The sequence below is a fragment of the Pseudomonas sp. H2_D02 genome (assembly GCF_054677635.1).
This window is the reverse complement of the sequence record NZ_CP162816.1, coordinates 2,614,102-2,632,659: the sequence shown is the minus strand read 5'-3', so window position 1 is coordinate 2,632,659 and position 18,558 is coordinate 2,614,102. Positions and strand designations below refer to the sequence as shown.

General features: G+C 60.2%; 19 protein-coding genes. 10 read left to right on the top strand and 9 right to left on the bottom strand.

The features are described from left to right. Positions 1-114 precede the first annotated feature (114 nt). Positions 115-1,326: a pyridoxal phosphate-dependent aminotransferase gene (locus AB4N42_RS12265; protein ID WP_018603142.1), complete on the top strand. Its 1,212-nt coding sequence runs from the start codon at positions 115-117 to the stop codon at positions 1,324-1,326. 300 nt (positions 1,327-1,626) lie between these two features. Beyond that, a complete protein-coding gene (htpX, locus tag AB4N42_RS12260; RefSeq protein ID WP_003199411.1) occupies positions 1,627-2,514 on the top strand; it encodes a protease HtpX in 888 nt (295 codons plus the stop codon). Between the two features lie 93 nt (positions 2,515-2,607). On the opposite strand, the gene AB4N42_RS12255 is transcribed toward htpX, so the two are convergent. Next, positions 2,608-3,261: a thiopurine S-methyltransferase gene (locus AB4N42_RS12255; RefSeq protein ID WP_198797278.1), complete on the bottom strand. Its 654-nt coding sequence runs from the start codon at positions 3,259-3,261 to the stop codon at positions 2,608-2,610. A 104-nt stretch (positions 3,262-3,365) separates the two neighbouring features. Between AB4N42_RS12255 and AB4N42_RS12250 the strand changes: the two genes are divergently transcribed. Beyond that, positions 3,366-4,133, top strand: a complete 768-nt coding sequence (locus AB4N42_RS12250; RefSeq protein ID WP_217860016.1) for a DODA-type extradiol aromatic ring-opening family dioxygenase — start codon at positions 3,366-3,368, stop codon at positions 4,131-4,133. 200 nt (positions 4,134-4,333) lie between these two features. On the opposite strand, the gene AB4N42_RS12245 is transcribed toward AB4N42_RS12250, so the two are convergent. Continuing rightward, the gene (locus tag AB4N42_RS12245; RefSeq protein WP_030141884.1) at positions 4,334-6,007 is read right to left on the bottom strand and encodes a DEAD/DEAH box helicase; all 1,674 of its coding nucleotides are present in this window, start codon (positions 6,005-6,007) and stop codon (positions 4,334-4,336) included. A 492-nt stretch (positions 6,008-6,499) separates the two neighbouring features. Next, the gene (locus tag AB4N42_RS12240; protein WP_030141883.1) at positions 6,500-7,255 is read right to left on the bottom strand and encodes a spermidine synthase; all 756 of its coding nucleotides are present in this window, start codon (positions 7,253-7,255) and stop codon (positions 6,500-6,502) included. Between the two features lie 141 nt (positions 7,256-7,396). Between AB4N42_RS12240 and AB4N42_RS12235 the strand changes: the two genes are divergently transcribed. Continuing rightward, a complete protein-coding gene (locus tag AB4N42_RS12235) occupies positions 7,397-8,743 on the top strand; it encodes a class II 3-deoxy-7-phosphoheptulonate synthase (RefSeq protein ID WP_030141882.1) in 1,347 nt (448 codons plus the stop codon). 132 nt (positions 8,744-8,875) lie between these two features. Here AB4N42_RS12235 and AB4N42_RS12230 read toward each other — a convergent pair whose 3' ends face one another. Together AB4N42_RS12230 and AB4N42_RS12225 are read right to left on the bottom strand one after the other, a co-directional pair. Then, positions 8,876-10,105 (bottom strand): winged helix-turn-helix domain-containing protein, encoded by a 1,230-nt coding sequence (locus AB4N42_RS12230; protein ID WP_460116252.1) that lies wholly within the window; start codon positions 10,103-10,105, stop codon positions 8,876-8,878. A 64-nt stretch (positions 10,106-10,169) separates the two neighbouring features. Further along, the gene (locus AB4N42_RS12225) at positions 10,170-10,388 is read right to left on the bottom strand and encodes a DUF1127 domain-containing protein (RefSeq protein ID WP_030141880.1); all 219 of its coding nucleotides are present in this window, start codon (positions 10,386-10,388) and stop codon (positions 10,170-10,172) included. A 97-nt stretch (positions 10,389-10,485) separates the two neighbouring features. On the opposite strand from AB4N42_RS12225, the gene AB4N42_RS12220 reads away from it, so the two are divergent. Next, positions 10,486-11,340 carry a LysR substrate-binding domain-containing protein gene (locus tag AB4N42_RS12220; RefSeq protein ID WP_030141879.1) on the top strand — a complete coding sequence of 285 codons (855 nt, stop codon included), beginning with the start codon at positions 10,486-10,488 and terminating at the stop codon, positions 11,338-11,340. Here AB4N42_RS12220 and AB4N42_RS12215 read toward each other — a convergent pair. Then, positions 11,330-12,079, bottom strand: a complete 750-nt coding sequence (locus tag AB4N42_RS12215) for a sulfite exporter TauE/SafE family protein (RefSeq protein ID WP_030141878.1) — start codon at positions 12,077-12,079, stop codon at positions 11,330-11,332. The two genes, AB4N42_RS12220 and AB4N42_RS12215, sit on opposite strands and share 11 nt — an antisense overlap. Before the next feature lie 146 nt (positions 12,080-12,225). On the opposite strand from AB4N42_RS12215, the gene AB4N42_RS12210 reads away from it, so the two are divergent. The 3 genes from AB4N42_RS12210 (at position 12,226) to AB4N42_RS12200 (ending at position 14,689) form a co-directional block, all read left to right on the top strand. Beyond that, positions 12,226-12,687 (top strand): MarR family winged helix-turn-helix transcriptional regulator, encoded by a 462-nt coding sequence (locus AB4N42_RS12210; RefSeq protein WP_460116251.1) that lies wholly within the window; start codon positions 12,226-12,228, stop codon positions 12,685-12,687. A 537-nt stretch (positions 12,688-13,224) separates the two neighbouring features. Continuing rightward, positions 13,225-13,644, top strand: a complete 420-nt coding sequence (locus AB4N42_RS12205; protein WP_030141876.1) for an organic hydroperoxide resistance protein — start codon at positions 13,225-13,227, stop codon at positions 13,642-13,644. Between the two features lie 34 nt (positions 13,645-13,678). Then, on the top strand, positions 13,679-14,689 hold the full coding sequence (locus AB4N42_RS12200) for an alpha/beta hydrolase (protein WP_431144852.1): 1,011 nt from the start codon (positions 13,679-13,681) through the stop codon (positions 14,687-14,689). Positions 14,690-14,808: 119 nt separating this feature from the next. Here AB4N42_RS12200 and AB4N42_RS12195 read toward each other — a convergent pair whose 3' ends face one another. Together AB4N42_RS12195 and earP are read right to left on the bottom strand one after the other, a co-directional pair. Beyond that, positions 14,809-15,378 carry an elongation factor P gene (locus tag AB4N42_RS12195; protein WP_003226785.1) on the bottom strand — a complete coding sequence of 190 codons (570 nt, stop codon included), beginning with the start codon at positions 15,376-15,378 and terminating at the stop codon, positions 14,809-14,811. Positions 15,379-15,426: 48 nt separating this feature from the next. Continuing rightward, positions 15,427-16,560: an elongation factor P maturation arginine rhamnosyltransferase EarP gene (gene earP, locus AB4N42_RS12190; protein ID WP_460116250.1), complete on the bottom strand. Its 1,134-nt coding sequence runs from the start codon at positions 16,558-16,560 to the stop codon at positions 15,427-15,429. A gap of 121 nt (positions 16,561-16,681) precedes the next feature. On the opposite strand from earP, the gene AB4N42_RS12185 reads away from it, so the two are divergent. Together AB4N42_RS12185 and AB4N42_RS12180 are read left to right on the top strand one after the other, a co-directional pair. Beyond that, positions 16,682-17,068: a hypothetical protein gene (locus AB4N42_RS12185; protein WP_198797283.1), complete on the top strand. Its 387-nt coding sequence runs from the start codon at positions 16,682-16,684 to the stop codon at positions 17,066-17,068. 2 nt (positions 17,069-17,070) lie between these two features. Continuing rightward, entirely contained in the window at positions 17,071-17,553 is a 483-nt protein-coding gene (locus AB4N42_RS12180; protein WP_030141872.1) for a GreA/GreB family elongation factor, read from the top strand. A 7-nt stretch (positions 17,554-17,560) separates the two neighbouring features. Here AB4N42_RS12180 and cysB read toward each other — a convergent pair whose 3' ends face one another. Beyond that, entirely contained in the window at positions 17,561-18,535 is a 975-nt protein-coding gene (cysB, locus tag AB4N42_RS12175) for an HTH-type transcriptional regulator CysB (protein WP_003199376.1), read from the bottom strand. Between the last annotated feature and the right edge of the window lie 23 nt (positions 18,536-18,558).

Below are 18,558 nucleotides of genomic sequence, written 5' to 3'. Positions count from 1 at the left end.
GCATTCAAATGGATTGTGGCGCATCTACCGCGTCCGGCCCGGGCACAGACGCAGGATCCCCAGTACGGTAGTTCATATGCCGCCTGGATCGTTCATTTTCGGGAACACATCGCCATGCAGGTCAGCAAATCGAACAAGCTCGCCAACGTCTGCTACGACATTCGCGGCCCGGTGCTCAAGCACGCCAAACGCCTGGAAGAGGAAGGCCACCGTATCCTCAAGCTGAACATCGGCAACCCGGCACCCTTTGGTTTCGAAGCGCCCGATGAAATCCTCCAGGACGTCATCCGCAACCTGCCGACCGCCCAAGGCTACAGCGACTCCAAAGGCCTGTTCAGCGCGCGCAAGGCCGTGATGCAGTACTACCAGCAAAAGCAGGTAGAAGGCATCGGTATCGAAGACATCTACCTGGGCAACGGTGTGTCCGAGCTGATCGTCATGTCCATGCAGGCCTTGCTCAACAACGGCGACGAAGTCCTGGTGCCGGCACCGGACTATCCGCTGTGGACCGCCGCCGTGAGCCTGTCCGGTGGCAACCCGGTGCATTACCTGTGCGACGAACAGGCGAACTGGTTCCCTGACCTGGCGGACATCAAGGCCAAGATCACCCCGAACACCAAGGCCCTGGTGATCATCAACCCGAACAACCCGACCGGCGCCGTCTATTCCCGGGAAGTGCTGCTGGGCATGCTGGAATTGGCCCGCCAGCACAATCTGGTGGTATTTTCCGACGAGATCTACGACAAGATCCTCTACGACGACGCCGTTCACGTCTGCACCGCCTCCCTGGCGCCGGACTTGCTGTGCCTGACCTTCAATGGCTTGTCCAAATCCTACCGGGTGGCGGGCTTCCGCTCCGGCTGGATCGCCATCTCCGGGCCCAAGCATCATGCCCAAAGCTACATCGAAGGCATCGACATGCTGGCCAACATGCGCCTGTGCGCCAACGTGCCGAGCCAGCATGCAATCCAGACCGCACTGGGCGGCTACCAGAGCATCAACGACCTGGTCCTGCCCCAGGGGCGGCTGCTGGAACAACGCAATCGCACCTGGGAACTGCTCAACGACATTCCTGGCGTCAGTTGTGTCAAACCAATGGGCGCCTTGTATGCCTTCCCCCGGATCGACCCGAAAGTCTGCCCTATCCACAACGACGAAAAATTCGTCCTGGACCTGCTGCTCTCGGAAAAACTGCTGGTCGTCCAGGGCACGGCGTTCAACTGGCCATGGCCGGACCATTTCCGTGTCGTGACCTTGCCGCGGGTCGATGACCTGGACCAGGCCATCGGCCGCATCGGCAATTTCCTCAAGTCCTACCGCCAATGATCCAGCCAGCGTGCGAGGCCCCTCACCTCGCACGCTGTCTGATTCAGCAACACATCCGTTCTGTGAGCGCCACCAGGCCTTCTACACTGGGATTCGAGAGCGGATGGTCGACGCAACGCAACGTTCGCGGGGCGCGGATGCCGGATCTCATTTCCAGAGTCACTTTCAGAAAAGTCTTTCAAACATTTAGGACGGCTGTAGGACACAGTTTGAAATAGTAGGCGAGTTGAATAGCCCGCGGCAGCACCTTATATACCCCGCATAACGCTACATCTTTAGCATGAGGAGATTGCTACCACCATGATGCGCATCCTGCTGTTTTTGGCCACTAACCTGGCGGTCGTGCTGATTGCCAGCATCACCCTGAGCCTTTTTGGCTTCAACGGGTTCATGGCGGCCAACGGGGTTGATCTCAACCTCAATCAGCTGCTGATCTTCTGTGCGGTGTTCGGTTTCGCCGGTTCGCTGTTCTCGCTGTTCATCTCCAAGTGGATGGCGAAGATGAGCACCAGCACCCAGATCATCAGCCAGCCGCGCACTCGCCACGAACAATGGCTGCTGCAGACCGTCGAGCAGTTGTCTCGCGAAGCCGGGATCAAAATGCCCGAAGTCGGGATCTTCCCGGCCTACGAGGCGAACGCCTTCGCCACCGGCTGGAACAAGAACGACGCACTGGTCGCCGTCAGCCAGGGCCTGCTCGAACGCTTCTCGCCGGATGAAGTCAAGGCCGTGCTGGCCCACGAGATTGGCCACGTCGCCAACGGCGACATGGTTACGCTGGCGCTGATCCAGGGCGTGGTGAACACCTTCGTGATGTTCTTTGCCCGCATCATCGGCAACTTCGTCGACAAGGTGATCTTCAAGAACGAAGAAGGCCAGGGCATCGCCTACTACGTGGCGACCATTTTCGCCGAACTGGTCTTGGGCATCCTCGCCAGCGCCATCGTCATGTGGTTCTCGCGCAAACGCGAGTTCCGCGCAGACGACGCCGGTGCACGCCTGGCGGGCACCAGCGCGATGATCGGCGCCCTGCAGCGCCTGCGCGCGGAACAAGGCCTGCCGGTGCACATGCCCGACACCTTGAACGCCTTTGGTATCAACGGTGGCATCAAGCAGGGCCTGGCGCGCATGTTCATGAGCCACCCGCCACTGGAAGAGCGAATTGACGCGCTGCGTCGCCGTGGTTGATCGCTAGAGTCTCAAAAGGAAAGCCCGCAGCAATGCGGGCTTTTTTTCGGTTGCCAATTCATCTGCAACCTCGCCTGGCACAAACACGACACATCAACGCCTGGAAATCAGATACACCCGCTCATCCAACCGCTTCACCCCCGCCTGCAAGAATTTCCAGCTCTCCCCAAGCACATCCTGCTCCTGCAAAATCTCCAGACGCCAAGCGCCACCCAGCAACCGCTGCACTTCTTCATGCCCAACGGAAAACGGCGGCCCAGGCATTTCGTCCTGGTTGTAATCGAGGGTAATCAACAGCCCGACGCAGTCTGGCAATATTTTCAGCAAATGCGCCACGTACCGCTCGCGCATCGGCGCAGGCAATGCGATCAATGCAGCGCGGTCATACAACGTCGCGCAATCAGCCACGTCCAAAGGCGTCAGCGCAAAGAAATCACCGCAGCGAATTTCGATGGCACCGGCACGAAATATCTTGAAGGCGCCCTCCTCGCTCACGTTCGGCTCAAGCTGATGCTCCTGGAAAAAATCAGTGACGGCTTTCTCTGACAACTCAATTCCGAGCACGGAAAAACCTTGTTGCGCCAACCACATCAGATCCAGCGTCTTGCCGCACAGGGGCACCAACACTCGAGTCTCTTCGGGCAATCCCAATTGGGGCCAGAAACGCTGCAGATAAGGGTTCACCTCCGGCAGATGAAAGCCGATCTGGTTGGTTGACCAACGCTTGTGCCAAAACTCGGGGTCCATGGGGTTCGCTCCATAAATTCGATCAAAACAGGTTAAAACTTATATTAGATTTTGATCATTGACCTGACAGAAGATGACACATCTTAACGCTCAGGAGCCCGTCCATGCTGCCCAGCCTGTTTATTTCCCATGGCTCACCGATGCTCGCCCTGGAGCCCGGCGAAAGCGGCCCGGCGTTGGTTCGCCTGGCCGCGCAGCTGCCCAGGCCAAAGGCGATCGTCATTGTCTCGGCTCATTGGGAGAGCGACGAGCTGCTGGTCAGCGCCAACCCGCGACCGCGCACCTGGCATGACTTCGGCGGGTTTCCACCGGCACTGTATGAAGTGCAATACCCGGCGCCTGGCGACCCTAGACTGGCGGAACAGGTGGCAGACATGCTCAACGCCGCGCATCTGCCGGCACGCCTCGACTCTAAGCGGCCATCCGACCATGGCGTCTGGGTGCCGCTGTCGTTGATGTACCCCGAGGCCGACATTCCCGTGGTGCAGGTCTCCTTGCCCAGCCATCAAGGCCCGACACAGCAAACGCAAGTCGGCCGCGCATTGGCGAGCCTGCGGGAACAAGGGGTGCTGGTGATCGGTTCCGGAAGCATTACGCATAACCTGCGGGACCTGGATTGGAACGCCGGCCCTGAAACCGTCGAACCCTGGGCCAAGGCGTTTCGCGATTGGATGGTCGCCAAACTGGCGTCGAACGACGAGGTGGCGCTGCACGACTATCGCCGCCAGGCGCCCAATGCCGTGCGCAGCCATCCCAGCGATGAACATTTGTTGCCGCTGTATTTTGCCCGAGGGGCTGGGGGGACATTCAGCGTTGCCCATGCGGGGTTCACGATGGGGACGCTGGGGATGGACATCTATCGGTTCGACTGATCGCAAACCGAGTCGCGCCAATCGCGAGCAAGCTCGCTCCCACATTGGGTCTTCGGCGCTCACAAATCCCCTGTGGGAGCGAGCTTGCTCGCGATGGGTCTCCCCGCCGCTCGCACTGAAAAAACACCACACGACAGGCAAAAAAAATCCCCGAACCAGTCGGGGATTTTTCATGCTCGGTCAATCAACCCGCAGGTCGATCAATCCTCGCGGTAGCGACGCAGCTTGAGCTGCTTGCCGGCCACGCGGGTGTCCTTGAGCTTGGTCAGCAACTTCTCCAGACCATCTTCCGGCAATTCCACCAGGCTGAAGCTGTCACGCACCTGGATGCGACCGATAGCTTCGCGGGCCAGGCCGCCTTCGTTGAGGATCGCGCCGAGCAGGTTCTTGGCGGCAATGCCGTCACGAGCGCCCAACGCGGTACGGCAACGGGCACGGCCTTCGGCCAACGGGATCGGTGCACGACGCTCGCGATCACCACGGTCCGGACGATCGCCACTGCGCTCAGGACGGTCGCCACGCGGTGCGTTGTTCGGCACCAGCGGACGTTCCTTCTCGATCGCAGCCAGGTTCAGCGCTTGGCCGTTGGTGGCCTTACGCAGAAGGGCAGCGGCCAGGGCACGCGGGGTGCAACCGATGTCGGCGGTCAGGCGATCGAGCAGATCACCGTGGGTCGATTCGGCGTCAGCCACAAGCGGCGACAGGCTGTTGGTCAGTTTCTTGATGCGCGCATCGAGAACAGCCTGGGCGTCCGGCAGGCGAACTTCAGCCACCTTCTGGCCAGTCACACGCTCGATCACTTGCAGCATGCGGCGCTCACGCGGGGTAACCAGCAGCAGCGCGCGACCTTCGCGACCGGCGCGGCCAGTACGGCCGATACGGTGCACGTAGGATTCCGGATCGTACGGCATGTCCACGTTGAACACGTGGGTGATGCGCGGAACGTCCAGGCCACGGGCAGCAACGTCGGTCGCCACAACGATGTCCAGGCGGCCATCCTTGAGGGAGTCGATGACGCGCTCACGCTGGTTCTGGGCAATGTCACCGTTCAGCGCAGCGGCTTTGTAGCCTTTGGCTTCCAGGGCGCTGGCCAGGTCCAGGGTCGCTTGCTTGGTGCGCACGAACATGATCAGGGCGTCGAAGTCTTCGACTTCCAGCAGGCTCAGGACGGCAGAGGTCTTCTGGTCGGCGTGAACCAGCAGGTGAGCCTGCTCGATCGCGGTGACGGTCTGGGTCTTGCTCTGGATCTTCACGTGCTTCGGATCGCGCAGGTGGCGTTCGGCGATGGCACGGATCGACTGAGGCAAGGTGGCCGAGAACAGGACGGTCTGGCGGGTCTCAGGCATGGCCTTGAAGATGACTTCCAGGTCGTCCATGAAGCCCAGCTTGAGCATTTCGTCCGCTTCGTCGAGAACCAGGTGGTTCACGGTGGCGAGGACTTTTTCGTCGCGACGCAGGTGGTCGCACAGACGGCCCGGGGTGGCGACAACGATTTGTGCGCCATTACGGATTGCTTTCAGCTGTGGGCCCATCGGCGCGCCGCCGTAGACAGCCACAACAGTCACGCCCGGCATTTGCTTGGCGTAGGTTTCGAAAGCGGTTGCAACTTGTAGCGCCAACTCACGAGTTGGGGCCAGGATCAGAGCTTGCGGCTCGCGCTTGGACGGATCAATGCGGTGCAGGATCGGCAGTGCGAACGCGGCGGTCTTACCCGTACCGGTTTGCGCCTGACCAATCATATCGTGACCGGCGAGAATGATCGGGATCGACTGCTGCTGAATGGCCGAAGGCTCTTCATAGCCGGTAGCGACTACTGCAGCGACAATATTGGGATGAAGTTCAAGAGCGGCGAAGCCGCCGATTTCCTGGGTCATGGGTCTGCCTCTAAGTGCATCCGCAAAGACCCATGCTCCAAAGCTGCGCATGCCGTGTTGAGACTCAAGAGTCGCCCTGGCAGCTTTGTCGGCGGGGATTTGCGAAAACGAATGAATGAAAAAGAACGTCGCGGAAGCATCCGTTGTGCGGACATGCAACCGAAGCTGGCTTCGGGGAATTGCGCTACCTTGACGCGGCCCGGCTAAAGGCCGGCGCGCACTATACCGGAATTCGCCAAAAAAGGGAGATTTTTTTATCGACGGAAGGTGTGGCGGAGCTCTGTGCAATAGCCGTTGGGGGCGTCAGCTAAAACGATTCATCTTCGGATGGGATGAACTCTATTGTGGCGAGGGGATTTATCCCCGCTGGGCTGCGAAGCGGCCCCAAAATACCTGAGCTACCGATGCGTGAGCGAGCTTTAGGGGTCGCTTCGCGACCCAGCGGGGATAAATCCCCTCGCCACAGGAATTTCGTTGTGCCCTGGGTTCGTGTCACGTCGCCGGGCGGATGGCCTTGATCAACGACTGCAACGAATAACCCAACCGCGGCGCCAATCCTTCGGCCCGGGCAACCAGCCCGTCCATATCCAGCTCCTGGTCGAGGTCCGCCGGCACGATCAGGATCACGTTGCCCTCCTTCACCGGCAGCTCCCAATAATGCCGATGATAAAGACCACGCAACAGCGCGGCGCCCAAGGGCTTGCCGTCATCGGTCGCCCATTGGTTGATCACCAGCCAGCCGCCGGGGTTGAGGCGCTTCTGGCAGTTTTCCAGGAACCCCCAGGCCAGATGGCCTACGCCGGGACCGACGTCGGTATAGAGGTCGACAAAAATCAGGTCCGCCGGCTCTGCCGTTTCAAGCAATTCCAAGGCATCGCCGACGCGAATGTACAAACGCGGATCGTCATCCAGCCCAAGATATTCGATGGCCAGGCGCGGCACGTCGGGGCGCAGCTCGATCGCCTCGACATCTTCCAACGGCAGGAACTTGAGACAGGCCTGGGTCAGCGTCCCAGCGCCCAACCCCAGGAACAACGCGCTTTCCGGCTGCTCATGACACAACGCACCGATGAGCATGGCGCGGGTGTAGTCATATTCGAGCCAGCTCGGGTCGGCGGTGAACACGCAGCTCTGCTCGATGGCATCGCCGAATTCGAGAAACCGGTAATCGGCCACTTCGAACACGCGGATCATGCCGAACTCGTCGTGCACCTCGGCGAGCAAATGCTCGACGCGCTCCTCTGTCATTTCATCTCCTGATGTTGCCGGGCGGGCATGGGCCTGCGTATACGGGGCAAAGGCGCGATTGTCCGCGAAGCAAGCGGAACAGGTCACGCACTAATTTGCTGATAACATGAGCGCCCGAGCGTAAACCACCTAGAGATCATGATGAGCCAACCCTGGAGCCCTGACAGCTGGCGCGCCCTGCCGATCCAGCAACAACCCCGCTACCCCGACGCCGCGCACCTGTCGCAGGTGGAGCAGACCCTGGCCAGTTATCCGCCATTGGTGTTTGCCGGTGAAGCCCGGGAGTTGCGCCGTCAGTTCGCCGAGGTGACCCAGGGCCGGGCGTTCCTGTTGCAAGGCGGCGACTGTGCCGAGAGCTTTGCCGAGTTCTCGGCCGCCAAGATCCGCGACACCTTCAAGGTGCTCTTGCAGATGGCGATCGTCATGACGTTTGCCGCCGGTTGCCCGGTGGTCAAGGTCGGGCGCATGGCCGGGCAATTCGCCAAGCCACGCTCGGCCAACGATGAAACCATTGACGGGGTAACGTTGCCGGCCTATCGCGGCGACATCGTCAACGGCATCGGTTTCGACGAAAAAAGCCGCGTGCCGGACCCGGAGCGGTTGTTGCAGTCCTATCACCAGTCCACCGCCACCTTGAACCTGCTGCGCGCCTTCGCCCAGGGCGGCTTTGCCGATCTGCACCAGGTGCACAAGTGGAACCTGGATTTCATCGCCAACTCGGCCCTGGCGGAAAAATACAGCCACCTGGCCGACCGCATCGACGAAACCCTGGCGTTCATGCGCGCCTGCGGCATGGACAGCTCGCCGCAACTGCGCGAAACCAGCTTCTTCACCGCCCACGAGGCGCTGCTGCTCAATTACGAAGAAGCCTTCGTGCGTCGCGACAGCCTGACCAATGATTATTACGACTGTTCGGCCCACATGCTGTGGATCGGCGACCGCACCCGTCAGTTGGACGGCGCGCATGTCGAGTTCCTGCGCGGGGTGAACAACCCGATCGGGGTCAAGGTCGGCCCGAGCATGAACCCTGACGACCTGATCCGCCTGATCGACGTGCTCAACCCGGACAACGACCCGGGCCGGCTGAACCTGATCGCCCGGATGGGCGCCAACAAGGTCGGCGATCACCTGCCGCAACTGCTGCGCGCGGTGCAGCGCGAGGGCAAGCAGGTGCTGTGGAGCTCCGATCCGATGCACGGCAACACCATCAAGGCCAGCAGCGGCTACAAGACCCGGGATTTTGCGCAGATCCTGGGCGAAGTGAAGCAGTTCTTCCAGGTCCATGAAGCCGAAGGCACCTATGCCGGCGGTATCCACATCGAGATGACCGGACAGAACGTCACCGAATGCATCGGTGGCGCGCGACCGATCACCGAAGACGGCCTATCGGATCGCTACCACACCCACTGCGACCCGCGGATGAATGCCGATCAGTCGCTGGAGCTGGCGTTCTTGATTGCCGAGACGTTGAAGCAGGTGAGGCGATGAGCCAGACAGTTTTGTAGTGCCTGGCCTATCGCTTTCGCGAGCAAGCTCGCTCCCACATTGGATCTGCTGTGGACACAAAATCTGTGGTCACGAGGCCCCTGTGGGAGCGAGCTTGCTCGCGATGAGGCCAGCTCAATCACCCTCGATCTGGGCCAATGCCACCGCCAACCGCCCCCCACTCACTCGCTGGCAATTGAGCTGAACCCGCTCCAACCCCAACCAGTTGGCCATGCGCCGCAGATTCGTCGCCAACGCCAGCATCCCCTCCTCGTCCAGCCCCGCCTCTTCCTCGTGCACTGCATGCACCGCCAATTGCCCCACCGCCCGCTCAGCCCGCAAGTCCACCCGCGCCGCAATCCGCTCGTTGTGCAGAAACGGCAAGACGTAATAGCCATACACCCGCTTGTGCACCGGCGTGTAGATCTCCAGCCGATAGCGAAAATCGAACAGCCGCTCGGTACGACTGCGCTCCCAGACCAACGAATCGAACGGCGACAGCAGCGCACTGGCGGCGACCTTGCGGGGAATTTTCACGGTGGGTCGGCACCAGGCTGGCTGCTTCCAGTCCTCAACCTGGCAACGTAGCAGTTCGCCCGCCTCCTCCAGTTCGGCAAGCCGTTCACGGCTGTCCGCCGGACTCAAGCGAAAGTAGTCGCGCAGGTCCTTTTCGGTAGCGACACCCAAGGCTTCGGCAGCATGGATGAGTAAAGCGCGCTGGGCCTGGGCTTCGTCCGGCAGAGGTTGTCGCAGCACGGAATCCGGCAGGACCCGTTCCGGCAAATCGTAAAGCCGCTCGAAGCCCCGCCGTCCCGCCACCGTGACTTCACCCGCTGCGAACAACCATTCCAGCGCATGTTTTTCCGCGCTCCAGTCCCACCACGGGCCAGCCTTTTCCTGGCGCGTGGACAAACTGCCCGCGCCAATTGCTCCCTGGTCCCGGACCGCTTGCAGGACGCGGTGAATCACGTCTTGCTGCTCCTGGCCGAAACGCGCCAGTTGCTGGTAGATACCCGCGCCACGCGCCGCCCGCGCCATTCGCCAGCGCATCAACGGGTACATCGCCACCGGCAGCAGCGAGGCTTCATGCCCCCAATATTCAAACAGCGTGCGACGGCGGCCCTGGCTCCAGGCGGCTTGATCGAGCAAATCGCGATTGTAATGACCGAGGCGGGAAAACAGCGGGAGGTAATGCGAGCGCACCAGCGCGTTGACGGAGTCGATCTGCAGGACGCCGAGGCGTTCGATCAAGCGGTTGAGGCGCAAGGGTTGCACCGAAGCTGGCGAAAGCCGCCCATCGAATCCTTGGGCGGCCAACGCCAGGCGCCGGGCCTGTTTGAGGGTAAAGGATACAGTCGCGGGCATGGAGATCTCCTTGTCTGCTCGCAACCTACCTCACCATTGAACGGTTTGTGTAGGGAAGGATGGCTCATTTGTGCATTGGGTCGTCCCAGAATGGCCGAACCACTTCCTGCTCCACGTCGGCCCGACTTACGCCGATGTCCTTGAGCGCCTCGTCGCTCATGCCGGCCAGCAATTCACGCTCGTGGTGCAATTCGTACCATCGACTAACCTTATGCAGCAGAGCGCTGACCGAGAAGCCATGGGAGAGTTTTTCTATCAGTAGATATCCTTTTTGACCTTTCATCGTGATGTCCTCCGTTTGGGATGGCTCAAGTCTCGCGCTAACGCTAAGATCAATCCAACGAATGTTTCTTATGCAATACATCTCGGAGATTGATCCATTGTCGAGTTACCCGAGCATCGATACGGAAGTGCTGCGTACCTTCGTTGCCATCGCCGACCAAGGGGGGTTCACCCGCGCCGGGGAACTGGTCAACCGCACGCAATCCGCCGTCAGCATGCAGATGAAGCGCCTGGAAGAGGACGTGTTGCAGCGGCGGCTGTTCGAGCGCGACGGGCGCCAGGTCAAGCTCACCGCCGAGGGCCAGGTGTTGCTGGGTTATGCCCGGCGGATCCTCAAGCTGCACAGCGAAGTGTTCAATACGCTGCGTGAACCGCACATGGTCGGCACGGTACGCATCGGCACGCCGGATGATTACGTGATGCGGTTCCTGCCCGGGATCCTGCAACGCTTCGCCCAGTTCTATCCCCTGATCGAAATCGAAGTGCACTGCGAATCGTCCAAGCAGTTGCTGCTGCGCCAGGACCTGGACTTGTCCATCGTCACCCGCAAGCCGGGGGATGAGATCGGCCAGTTGCTGCGCAAGGAGCGCTTTGTCTGGGCCGAAGCCGCCTGCTTCAACGTCCATGAACAAACACCGCTGCCGCTGGCGATGTTCAACAGTGATTGTTTCTGTCGGCAATGGGCGTGCAACGCATTGGATGCAATGGGCCGCGATTATCGCGTGGCGTACAACAGCTCGAGCCTGTCGGCGCTGATGGCCGTGGTGGGCGCGGGCCTGGCGATCACCGCGCAATTGGAAAGCCTGCTGACCCCGGACATGCGGGTGCTCGGTGAGGCGGAGAACCTGCCGGAGCTGCCCGAGGCCAGCATCATGTTGATCCGCAACTTGCACAACCCGTCGCCGATCACCGAGTGCCTGGCCGAGCACATTGTCGAAGGCTTCAAGCTTTAAAGATAAGCAACACCGCACACAACACCAGGAAACCGCAGAACAGCCCGCGCAGCAGTCGCTCCGGCAAGGCGTGGGCGACTTTCACGCCCCAGCTGATGCTCATCAGCCCACCGATGGCCAGCGGCAGGCCGATCCACCAATCCACCTCATGGTGAAACGCATAGGTGGCGAGGGTCACCCCGGTGCTGGGCAAGGCCAGCGACAGCGACAATCCCTGGGCCACGACCTGAGTGGTGCCAAACACACTGGTGAGGATCGGCGTGGCGACAACCGCCCCGCCGACGCCAAACAGACCGCCCATCGTCCCTGACGCCGCCCCCAACACGCCAAGCCATGGCCAGCCGTGGCGCATCTGCGCCGAAGCGGGTGCCGTCGCGGCGAACATTCGGATGAGGTTGTAGGCCGCCAGCACGACCAGGAACACCACGAAACCGATTCGCATGCTTTGCGCGTCAATGCCCACGGCCCAGATGGAGCCGAGCCACGCGAAGCAGAATCCCATGGAGGCCAACGGCAGGACATGACGCATCTCGATGCGATTGCGTTGATGATAACGCCACAGCGCCAACATCACGTTGGGCACCACCATCACCAGCGCCGTGCCTTGGGCGATCTGCTGGTCCAGACCGAACCATACGCCCAACACCGGTATCGCGATCAATCCGCCGCCAATGCCAAACAATCCCCCCAAGGTGCCCAATGCGGCGCCCAACAGCAAATACAGCACGACCTCGACCACAGACGATTCTCCCTTTATAAGGGCGCCTATCCTACGCAGTTGGCGATAACCAGGAAATGCATAGCTGATCAGGTCGTCAGAATTATCTGGTGCATTAAAGGTTCGTCCGCTAGATTCACCTGGACTACTGATTGAAAGGTTTCGCCATGAGCACTCAACACGACAGCCCCGACCCTTGCGACGCCCTGTTATTGGATAACCAGGTCTGCTTCGCCCTCCATTCCACGTCGCTGCTGATGACCAAGGTCTACAAGCCGCTGCTCCAGGCATTGGGCCTGACCTATCCGCAGTACTTGGCGATGATGGTGCTGTGGGAAAAAGACGGTTTAACCGTCGGTGAAATCAGCAACCGGCTGCTAACCGACCCAGGTTCGCTGACGCCACTGCTCAAGCGCCTGGAGGCCGAAGGTTTGCTGAGCCGCACCCGCAGTCGGGAAGACGAACGCGTGGTGATCGTCGAGCTCACTGAGCAGGGCCGCACCCTGCAGAAAAAAGCCCTCGACATCCCGCAATGCATCCTTGCCGCCAGCGGCCAGACCCTGGAGCAATTGAAGAAGCTGCAACTTGACCTGCAAGAGCTGCGCGGGCATTTGCAAGACAGCCTCTAAATCACCGAAACACCGCTAATCCCTGTGTGCGAGCTTGCTCGCGAAAGCGGTGGATCAGCTTGCAGTGATGTTGGATATGCCGACGTCTTCGCGAGCAAGCTCGCTCCCACAATAGTCCTGCGCTGAATGCAAAGCTCATGGAAACCCAAGATCCCTGTGGGAGCGAGCTTGCTCCGGGCGGCGTTCCGACGAAAGCGGCGGCAAATCCGACATCCTCTGTTCAGATCCACCGCTATCGCGAGCAAGCTCGCTTTCACATTGGATTTCTGATGTAAGCAAGGTCTCGTCATCCAGCAACCTCTGTGGAACGAGCCTGCTCGCGATAGCGGCAGCCCTGTCTACCCTCCCCCCTCGAAAAATTTCTACTCTCAAAAATCGCTCTAGCTAAAGGCTTTCAGGCCTTTTCAGTTTGCCGACTCCATCTTGCCCCGAAAATTTATCTTGCGCGCAAATTATTAGTGCATTACATTCTCCTCACACCTACTTAGCGCGCAAACATTTAGCGCGAAACACTCAACCAGAAACGAGGCCTCCACCATGAAAACTCTCTACACCGCAATCGCAACCTCCACCGGCGGCCGTGACGGTCGTGCCATCTCCAGCGACAACATTCTCGACGTCAAGCTCGCCACGCCCAAGGAACTCGGCGGTGCAGGCGGTGCGGCGACCAACCCAGAACAACTGTTTGCCGCTGGCTACTCGGCCTGCTTTATCGGCGCGCTGAAATTCGTCGCCAGCCAGACCAAACGCAAAATCCCGGATGACGCCTCGATCACCGCCCATGTCGGCATCGGCCAGATTCCTGGTGGTTTCGGCCTCGACATCGACTTGCACATCACCTTGCCGGGCCTGGATCAAGCCGAAGCCCAGAGCCTCGTTGATGCAGCGCACCAGGTTTGCCCGTACTCCAACGCTACCCGCGGCAACGTTGACGTGCGCCTGCACGTAGCCGTTTAACCCTCTTCCCCGACCGAATTTCAAGGAGATAGACATGAACATCAGCAAAACCCTGACCGGCGCCCTTCTCGCCCTGAGCATCAGCAATGCCTTTGCCGGCGATATTGTCGAACACAACACCCAGGCATTTCTCGACGCACTGAATGCCGGCACCGGCAAGCCGCTGGAGCAGTTGTCACCCAAGGATGCCCGCGCGGTACTGGTCGGCGCCCAGGCAGGTGTGAAATTGACACTGCCCAAGGCCGATGTCAGCGAGAAGACCATCAAGGTCGACGGCCAATCGATCAGCCTGACCATCGTTCGTCCGGCCGGGGTCAAGGGTGAGCTGCCAGTGTTCATGTTCTTCCACGGCGGCGGTTGGGTGCTGGGGGATTTCCCGACCCACGAACGACTGGTTCGGGATCTGGTAGCGGGTTCGGGCGCCGTCGCGGTGTTCGTCAACTACACGCCGTCACCCGAAGCGCATTACCCGGTGGCGATCAACCAGGCTTACGCCGCGACGAAATGGGTGGCCGAGCACGGCAAGGAAATCAATGTCGATGGCAAGCGCTTGGCCGTGGCGGGTAACAGCGTGGGTGGCAACATGGCGGCGGTCGTGGCGCTGATGGCCAAGGACAAGGGTACCCCGGCAATCCGCTTCCAGGCCTTGTTGTGGCCGGTGACCGATGCCAGTTTCGAGACGGCGTCCTACAACCAGTTTGCCGAAGGACATTTCCTCAGCAAGAACATGATGAAGTGGTTCTGGGACAACTACACCACCGATGCCGGGCAACGTAACGAGATCTATGCCTCGCCACTGCGGGCAACCACCGCGCAACTCAAGGGCCTGCCGCCCGCGCTGGTGCAGACTGCCGAGGCCGACGTGCTGCGCGACGAAGGCGAAGCGTACGCCCGCAAGCTGGACGCGGCCGGCGTCCCCGTCACGGCGGTGCGTTACAACGGCATGATCCACGACTATGGTTTGCTCAACGTCGTGAGCCAGGTGCCAGCGGTGCGTTCGGCGATGTTGCAAGCGTCGCAAGAGCTTAAGCAACACCTGAAGTGAAGGTAATCCCTTGCTTTTGTGGCGAGGGAGCTTGCTCCCTCGCCACAGGGGCCGGGTCGAAATATAGATATAAAAAAGCCCGACTCAATGGTCGGGCTTTTTCATACAGAAGACTTCGCTTATTTAGCGCGGCCTTTGTAGGAACCGCCTTCGCGGGTATCGATCTCGATCATGTCGCCGATTTCGATGAAGTCAGCAACCGACAGCTCGGTACCGTTCTTCAGTTTGGCAGGCTTCATCACCTTGCCGGAAGTATCACCGCGAGCGGAGCCTTCGGTGTAGTCGACCTGACGCACGATAGTGGTCGGCAGTTCTACGGAAACCAGGCGCTCTTCAAAGAATACGGCTTCGCAAACGTCGGTCATGCCTTCTTCAACGAATGGCAGAACGCTTTCGATGTCTTCGGCGTTCAGCTCGTACATGGTGTAGTCAGTGGTGTCCATGAACGTGTAGGTGTCGCCGCTGATGAACGACAGGGTCGCTTCTTTGCGGTCCAGGATCACGTCATCCAGTTTGTCGTCCGCACCGTAGACGGTTTCGGTCTTGTAGCCGGTCAGCAGGTTTTTCAGCTTGGTCTTCATGATCGCGCTGTTGCGACCCGACTTGGTGAATTCAGCTTTCTGAACCAGCCAAGGATCGTTGTCGATACGAATCACGGTACCGGGTTTGAGTTCTTTACCAGTTTTCATTGCGAATATCCGAATTTGGATGGGATTTACAAAAATCTAGGCCGCGTATCATATCCAATTTCGGTAAAACTTCACCAGCGCCGTGGCAAGATCGGCTCGTGACGCCTGTTCCAGGCACCACGACCGGGCATGTTCGGCCAACTCCCGATCCTTCTCGCAGGCGGCTTTCCAGTGTTCGGCCATGTCTTGACCGGCATTCCAGGTGCGCCAAAGACCGCTGATCGCTTTTTCCGCTGGCTCGGAAAGTCCTTCGGTGTACAGCTTGAGAAACGCCTCGAGTTTCTCCAGGTGGACATCTTCTTCCTGTTGATAAATGTGCCAGAGCAGCGGCCGACCCGCCCATTGTGCCCGCACGAAGGAGTCCTCGCCGCGCACGGCGTTGAAATCGCAGCACCATAATAGTTGGTCGTATTCATCCTGACGGACGAAAGGCAATACCTGCACCGTCAGGGCGCCACGGCGATACGAGGCTCCCGCCCCAAGGCCGTCAATGCCCGCCCAACGCTCGACATCCCCCAGGATGCGTCCTTCCGGAACCAGGACATGCCACGGACGGGTATCCGTCGCCATCGTGTCAAACCAGCTCGCCAACCCGGCATTTTCGTAGGCGAACAACGAAATCAGACGTGCCCCAGGCTCCCGCTCGACGCCCAGCCCCCGCAGGAAAACCTGTTGTGCAGCGCCATCCTGCTGGAATTGTCGACGACGCTCCAACAGCCCCGCTTCGCGCAGCAAGCCACCGGTGCCTTCCTGGAAGCCTGGAAAGAAGAAATACTTCTGCACGTGCTTGTATTTCACCGACGGCAGACCGTGACAACCGATCACCCAGTCCTCGGCGCTCAGGTAATCGAGGTTCATCCACAACGGCGTTACCTGGCGCTCGGCCATCGCATCCATGTAGGCGCTGGGCAACTGGCAGGCAAACGCGGCGATCACCACATCGGCCGCCTCGACAGGCAGCCAATCCTTGGGCCAGTGACGCACTTGAACGCCCTGCTGCCACTGTTCGGACAGCGCGGGGTCTATTTCCGGACACAGCCGTTCAAACGCACGCAGGTCATCGACCCAAAGCCGAACCGCGACCCCATGCTCGGCCACCAATTGCCGCGCCAGGCGCCAAGTGACGCCGATGTCGCCGAAGTTATCCACGACGGTGCAAAAAATATCCCAACGCACGGTCATTCCCGACTCCCTGTGGCAAAGCCTGATTGTCCCGTATTAAACCCATGATGCAGAAGGGCCGACGGCGATTAATCTTCATGCGACAATCAGCGCCTAACCGTGCCCCTGCCAGGAAGCAGTCATGCCTGATTACCCATCGCCGCCGCGCCTTTCAGCCTTGAAATTGACCGTCAGTATCGCCTTGGGCCTGTGGCTGGGATTCGTCGCCATCGTCCTGACAGGTTGGTTGCTGTCCAGGTTCCTCTTCGCTGAACAACTGGCCCCGGTGGCCGCTGCGGTTCATCAACTGGCGCAACCGCCAGCGGTGCAACCGGCGCCCGAGCCGCCCACGCCGATGTTCGAGCAATTCCAGCAGAACCTACAGAAGAACGAGCAGCGCCAGGCGCTGGAACAGGTACGTAGCAACCCGCGCAACCTGTCGAACCCCAAATGCCAGTTCTGGCTGCAACAGGACCAGAACGCGCCGAGCGAGAAAAGCCGCGCCAACGTCCTGCAATTCTGCGAGTGATCATGAACAAACAGACTGTCCACCAGTTGATCCTCGACAAACTCAAGATTGACCTCGACATTGCCGAACGCGCCGCGCAGACCGCCTACGAAACCGCGACCCACGAAGAAAATATCGCGGAGAACAAATACGACACCCTCGGCCTGGAAGCTTCATACCTTGCCGCCGGACAAGCCCGACGCGTCGAAGAGATCCGCCAGGCGCTCGCTCTCTGCCAGAACCTGACACTGAGGCCTTACGACGAAGAGCGCGGTATCCAGGTCGGCACATTGATCGGGCTGGAAGATGAGGATGGCCGCCAACAGTGGCTATTCCTTGGGCCGGACGCAGCGGGGCTGAAGGTCTCGCTGGTGGGGCAGCCGATCACCGTCATCACCCCTCGCTCGCCGCTGGGCCGGAGCCTGCTGGGCAAGTTCGAAGGGGATGAAGTGGAAATCGTCGTGGCGGGTGCCCGGCAACAGTTCGCAGTCACCGAGGCTATCTAGCTATCGGTCAGTGCACCGGCAATTCGACGCCGTCGAACAGCTCTTCGAGTTCCTGCTTGTTGTGGCACTGGATGGCCTTGGCCATGACTTCGCGCGTCAGGTGCGGTGCGAACTTCTCGATGAAGTCGCACATAAAGCCACGCAGAAAGGTGCCACGACGGAAGCCGATCTTGGTCACGCTGGACTCGAACAACTCGCTGGCGTCCAACACCACCAGATCACTGTCGAGCTTGGTATCGACGGCCATTTTCGCCACGATGCCCACGCCCAGGCCCAGGCGAACGTAGGTCTTGATCACGTCGGCGTCGGCGGCAGTGAACACCACTTTCGGGGTCAAGCCACGATGACTGAAGGCTTCGTCGAGTTTCGAACGACCGGTGAAACCGAACACGTAGGTCACGATCGGGTACTCGGCCAACGCTTCGAGGGTCAGCTTCGGCAATTTGGTCAACGGGTGGCCCTGGGGCACCACCACGCAGCGGTTCCAGCGATAGCACGGCATCATCACCAGATCGCCGAATAGCTCCAGGGCTTCGGTGGCAATGGCGAAGTCCACGGTGCCGTCGGCGGCCATCTCGGCGATCTGCATCGGCGAGCCCTGGTGCATATGCAGCGCGACATCCGGGTATTGCTTGATGAAATTGCTGATCACCGGCGGCAGCGCATAACGGGCCTGGGTGTGAGTGGTCGCGATGGACAGCGTGCCTTTTTTCTCGTTGGAAAATTCCTGGGCAATCTGCTTGATGCTCTCGACCTTGCGCAGGATCTCGCCAGCCGTGGTGATGATGCGTTCACCGGCCGGGGTCACGCGGGTCAGGTGCTTGCCACTGCGGGCGAAGACTTCGACGCCCAGTTCGTCTTCCAACAGGCGGATCTGCTTGCTGATGCCAGGTTGCGACGTGTAGAGGCTTTGTGCGGTAGCGGAAACGTTGAGGTCGTGGTGCGCCACTTCCCAGATGTAGCGCAATTGTTGAAGCTTCATATGTATCCCTCAAAGCAGTTGGA

Bases quoted from the DNA above. Each gene is read 5' to 3' on its own strand.
- htpX (WP_003199411.1), top strand. From the start codon at position 1,627: ATGATGCGCATCCTGCTGTTTTTGGCCACTAACCTGGCGGTCGTGCTG.
- AB4N42_RS12250 (WP_217860016.1), top strand. From the start codon at position 3,366: ATGCTGCCCAGCCTGTTTATTTCCCATGGCTCACCGATGCTCGCCCTG.
- AB4N42_RS12230 (WP_460116252.1), bottom strand. From the start codon at position 10,105: ATGCCCGCGACTGTATCCTTTACCCTCAAACAGGCCCGGCGCCTGGCG.
- AB4N42_RS12240 (WP_030141883.1), bottom strand. From the start codon at position 7,255: ATGACAGAGGAGCGCGTCGAGCATTTGCTCGCCGAGGTGCACGACGAG.
- AB4N42_RS12235 (WP_030141882.1), top strand. From the start codon at position 7,397: ATGAGCCAACCCTGGAGCCCTGACAGCTGGCGCGCCCTGCCGATCCAG.
- AB4N42_RS12180 (WP_030141872.1), top strand. From the start codon at position 17,071: ATGAACAAACAGACTGTCCACCAGTTGATCCTCGACAAACTCAAGATT.
- AB4N42_RS12265 (WP_018603142.1), top strand. From the start codon at position 115: ATGCAGGTCAGCAAATCGAACAAGCTCGCCAACGTCTGCTACGACATT.
- AB4N42_RS12255 (WP_198797278.1), bottom strand. From the start codon at position 3,261: ATGGACCCCGAGTTTTGGCACAAGCGTTGGTCAACCAACCAGATCGGC.
- AB4N42_RS12185 (WP_198797283.1), top strand. From the start codon at position 16,682: ATGCCTGATTACCCATCGCCGCCGCGCCTTTCAGCCTTGAAATTGACC.
- AB4N42_RS12205 (WP_030141876.1), top strand. From the start codon at position 13,225: ATGAAAACTCTCTACACCGCAATCGCAACCTCCACCGGCGGCCGTGAC.
- AB4N42_RS12225 (WP_030141880.1), bottom strand. From the start codon at position 10,388: ATGAAAGGTCAAAAAGGATATCTACTGATAGAAAAACTCTCCCATGGC.
- AB4N42_RS12200 (WP_431144852.1), top strand. From the start codon at position 13,679: ATGAACATCAGCAAAACCCTGACCGGCGCCCTTCTCGCCCTGAGCATC.
- cysB (WP_003199376.1), bottom strand. From the start codon at position 18,535: ATGAAGCTTCAACAATTGCGCTACATCTGGGAAGTGGCGCACCACGAC.
- earP (WP_460116250.1), bottom strand. From the start codon at position 16,560: ATGACCGTGCGTTGGGATATTTTTTGCACCGTCGTGGATAACTTCGGC.
- AB4N42_RS12195 (WP_003226785.1), bottom strand. From the start codon at position 15,378: ATGAAAACTGGTAAAGAACTCAAACCCGGTACCGTGATTCGTATCGAC.
- AB4N42_RS12210 (WP_460116251.1), top strand. From the start codon at position 12,226: ATGAGCACTCAACACGACAGCCCCGACCCTTGCGACGCCCTGTTATTG.
- AB4N42_RS12245 (WP_030141884.1), bottom strand. From the start codon at position 6,007: ATGACCCAGGAAATCGGCGGCTTCGCCGCTCTTGAACTTCATCCCAAT.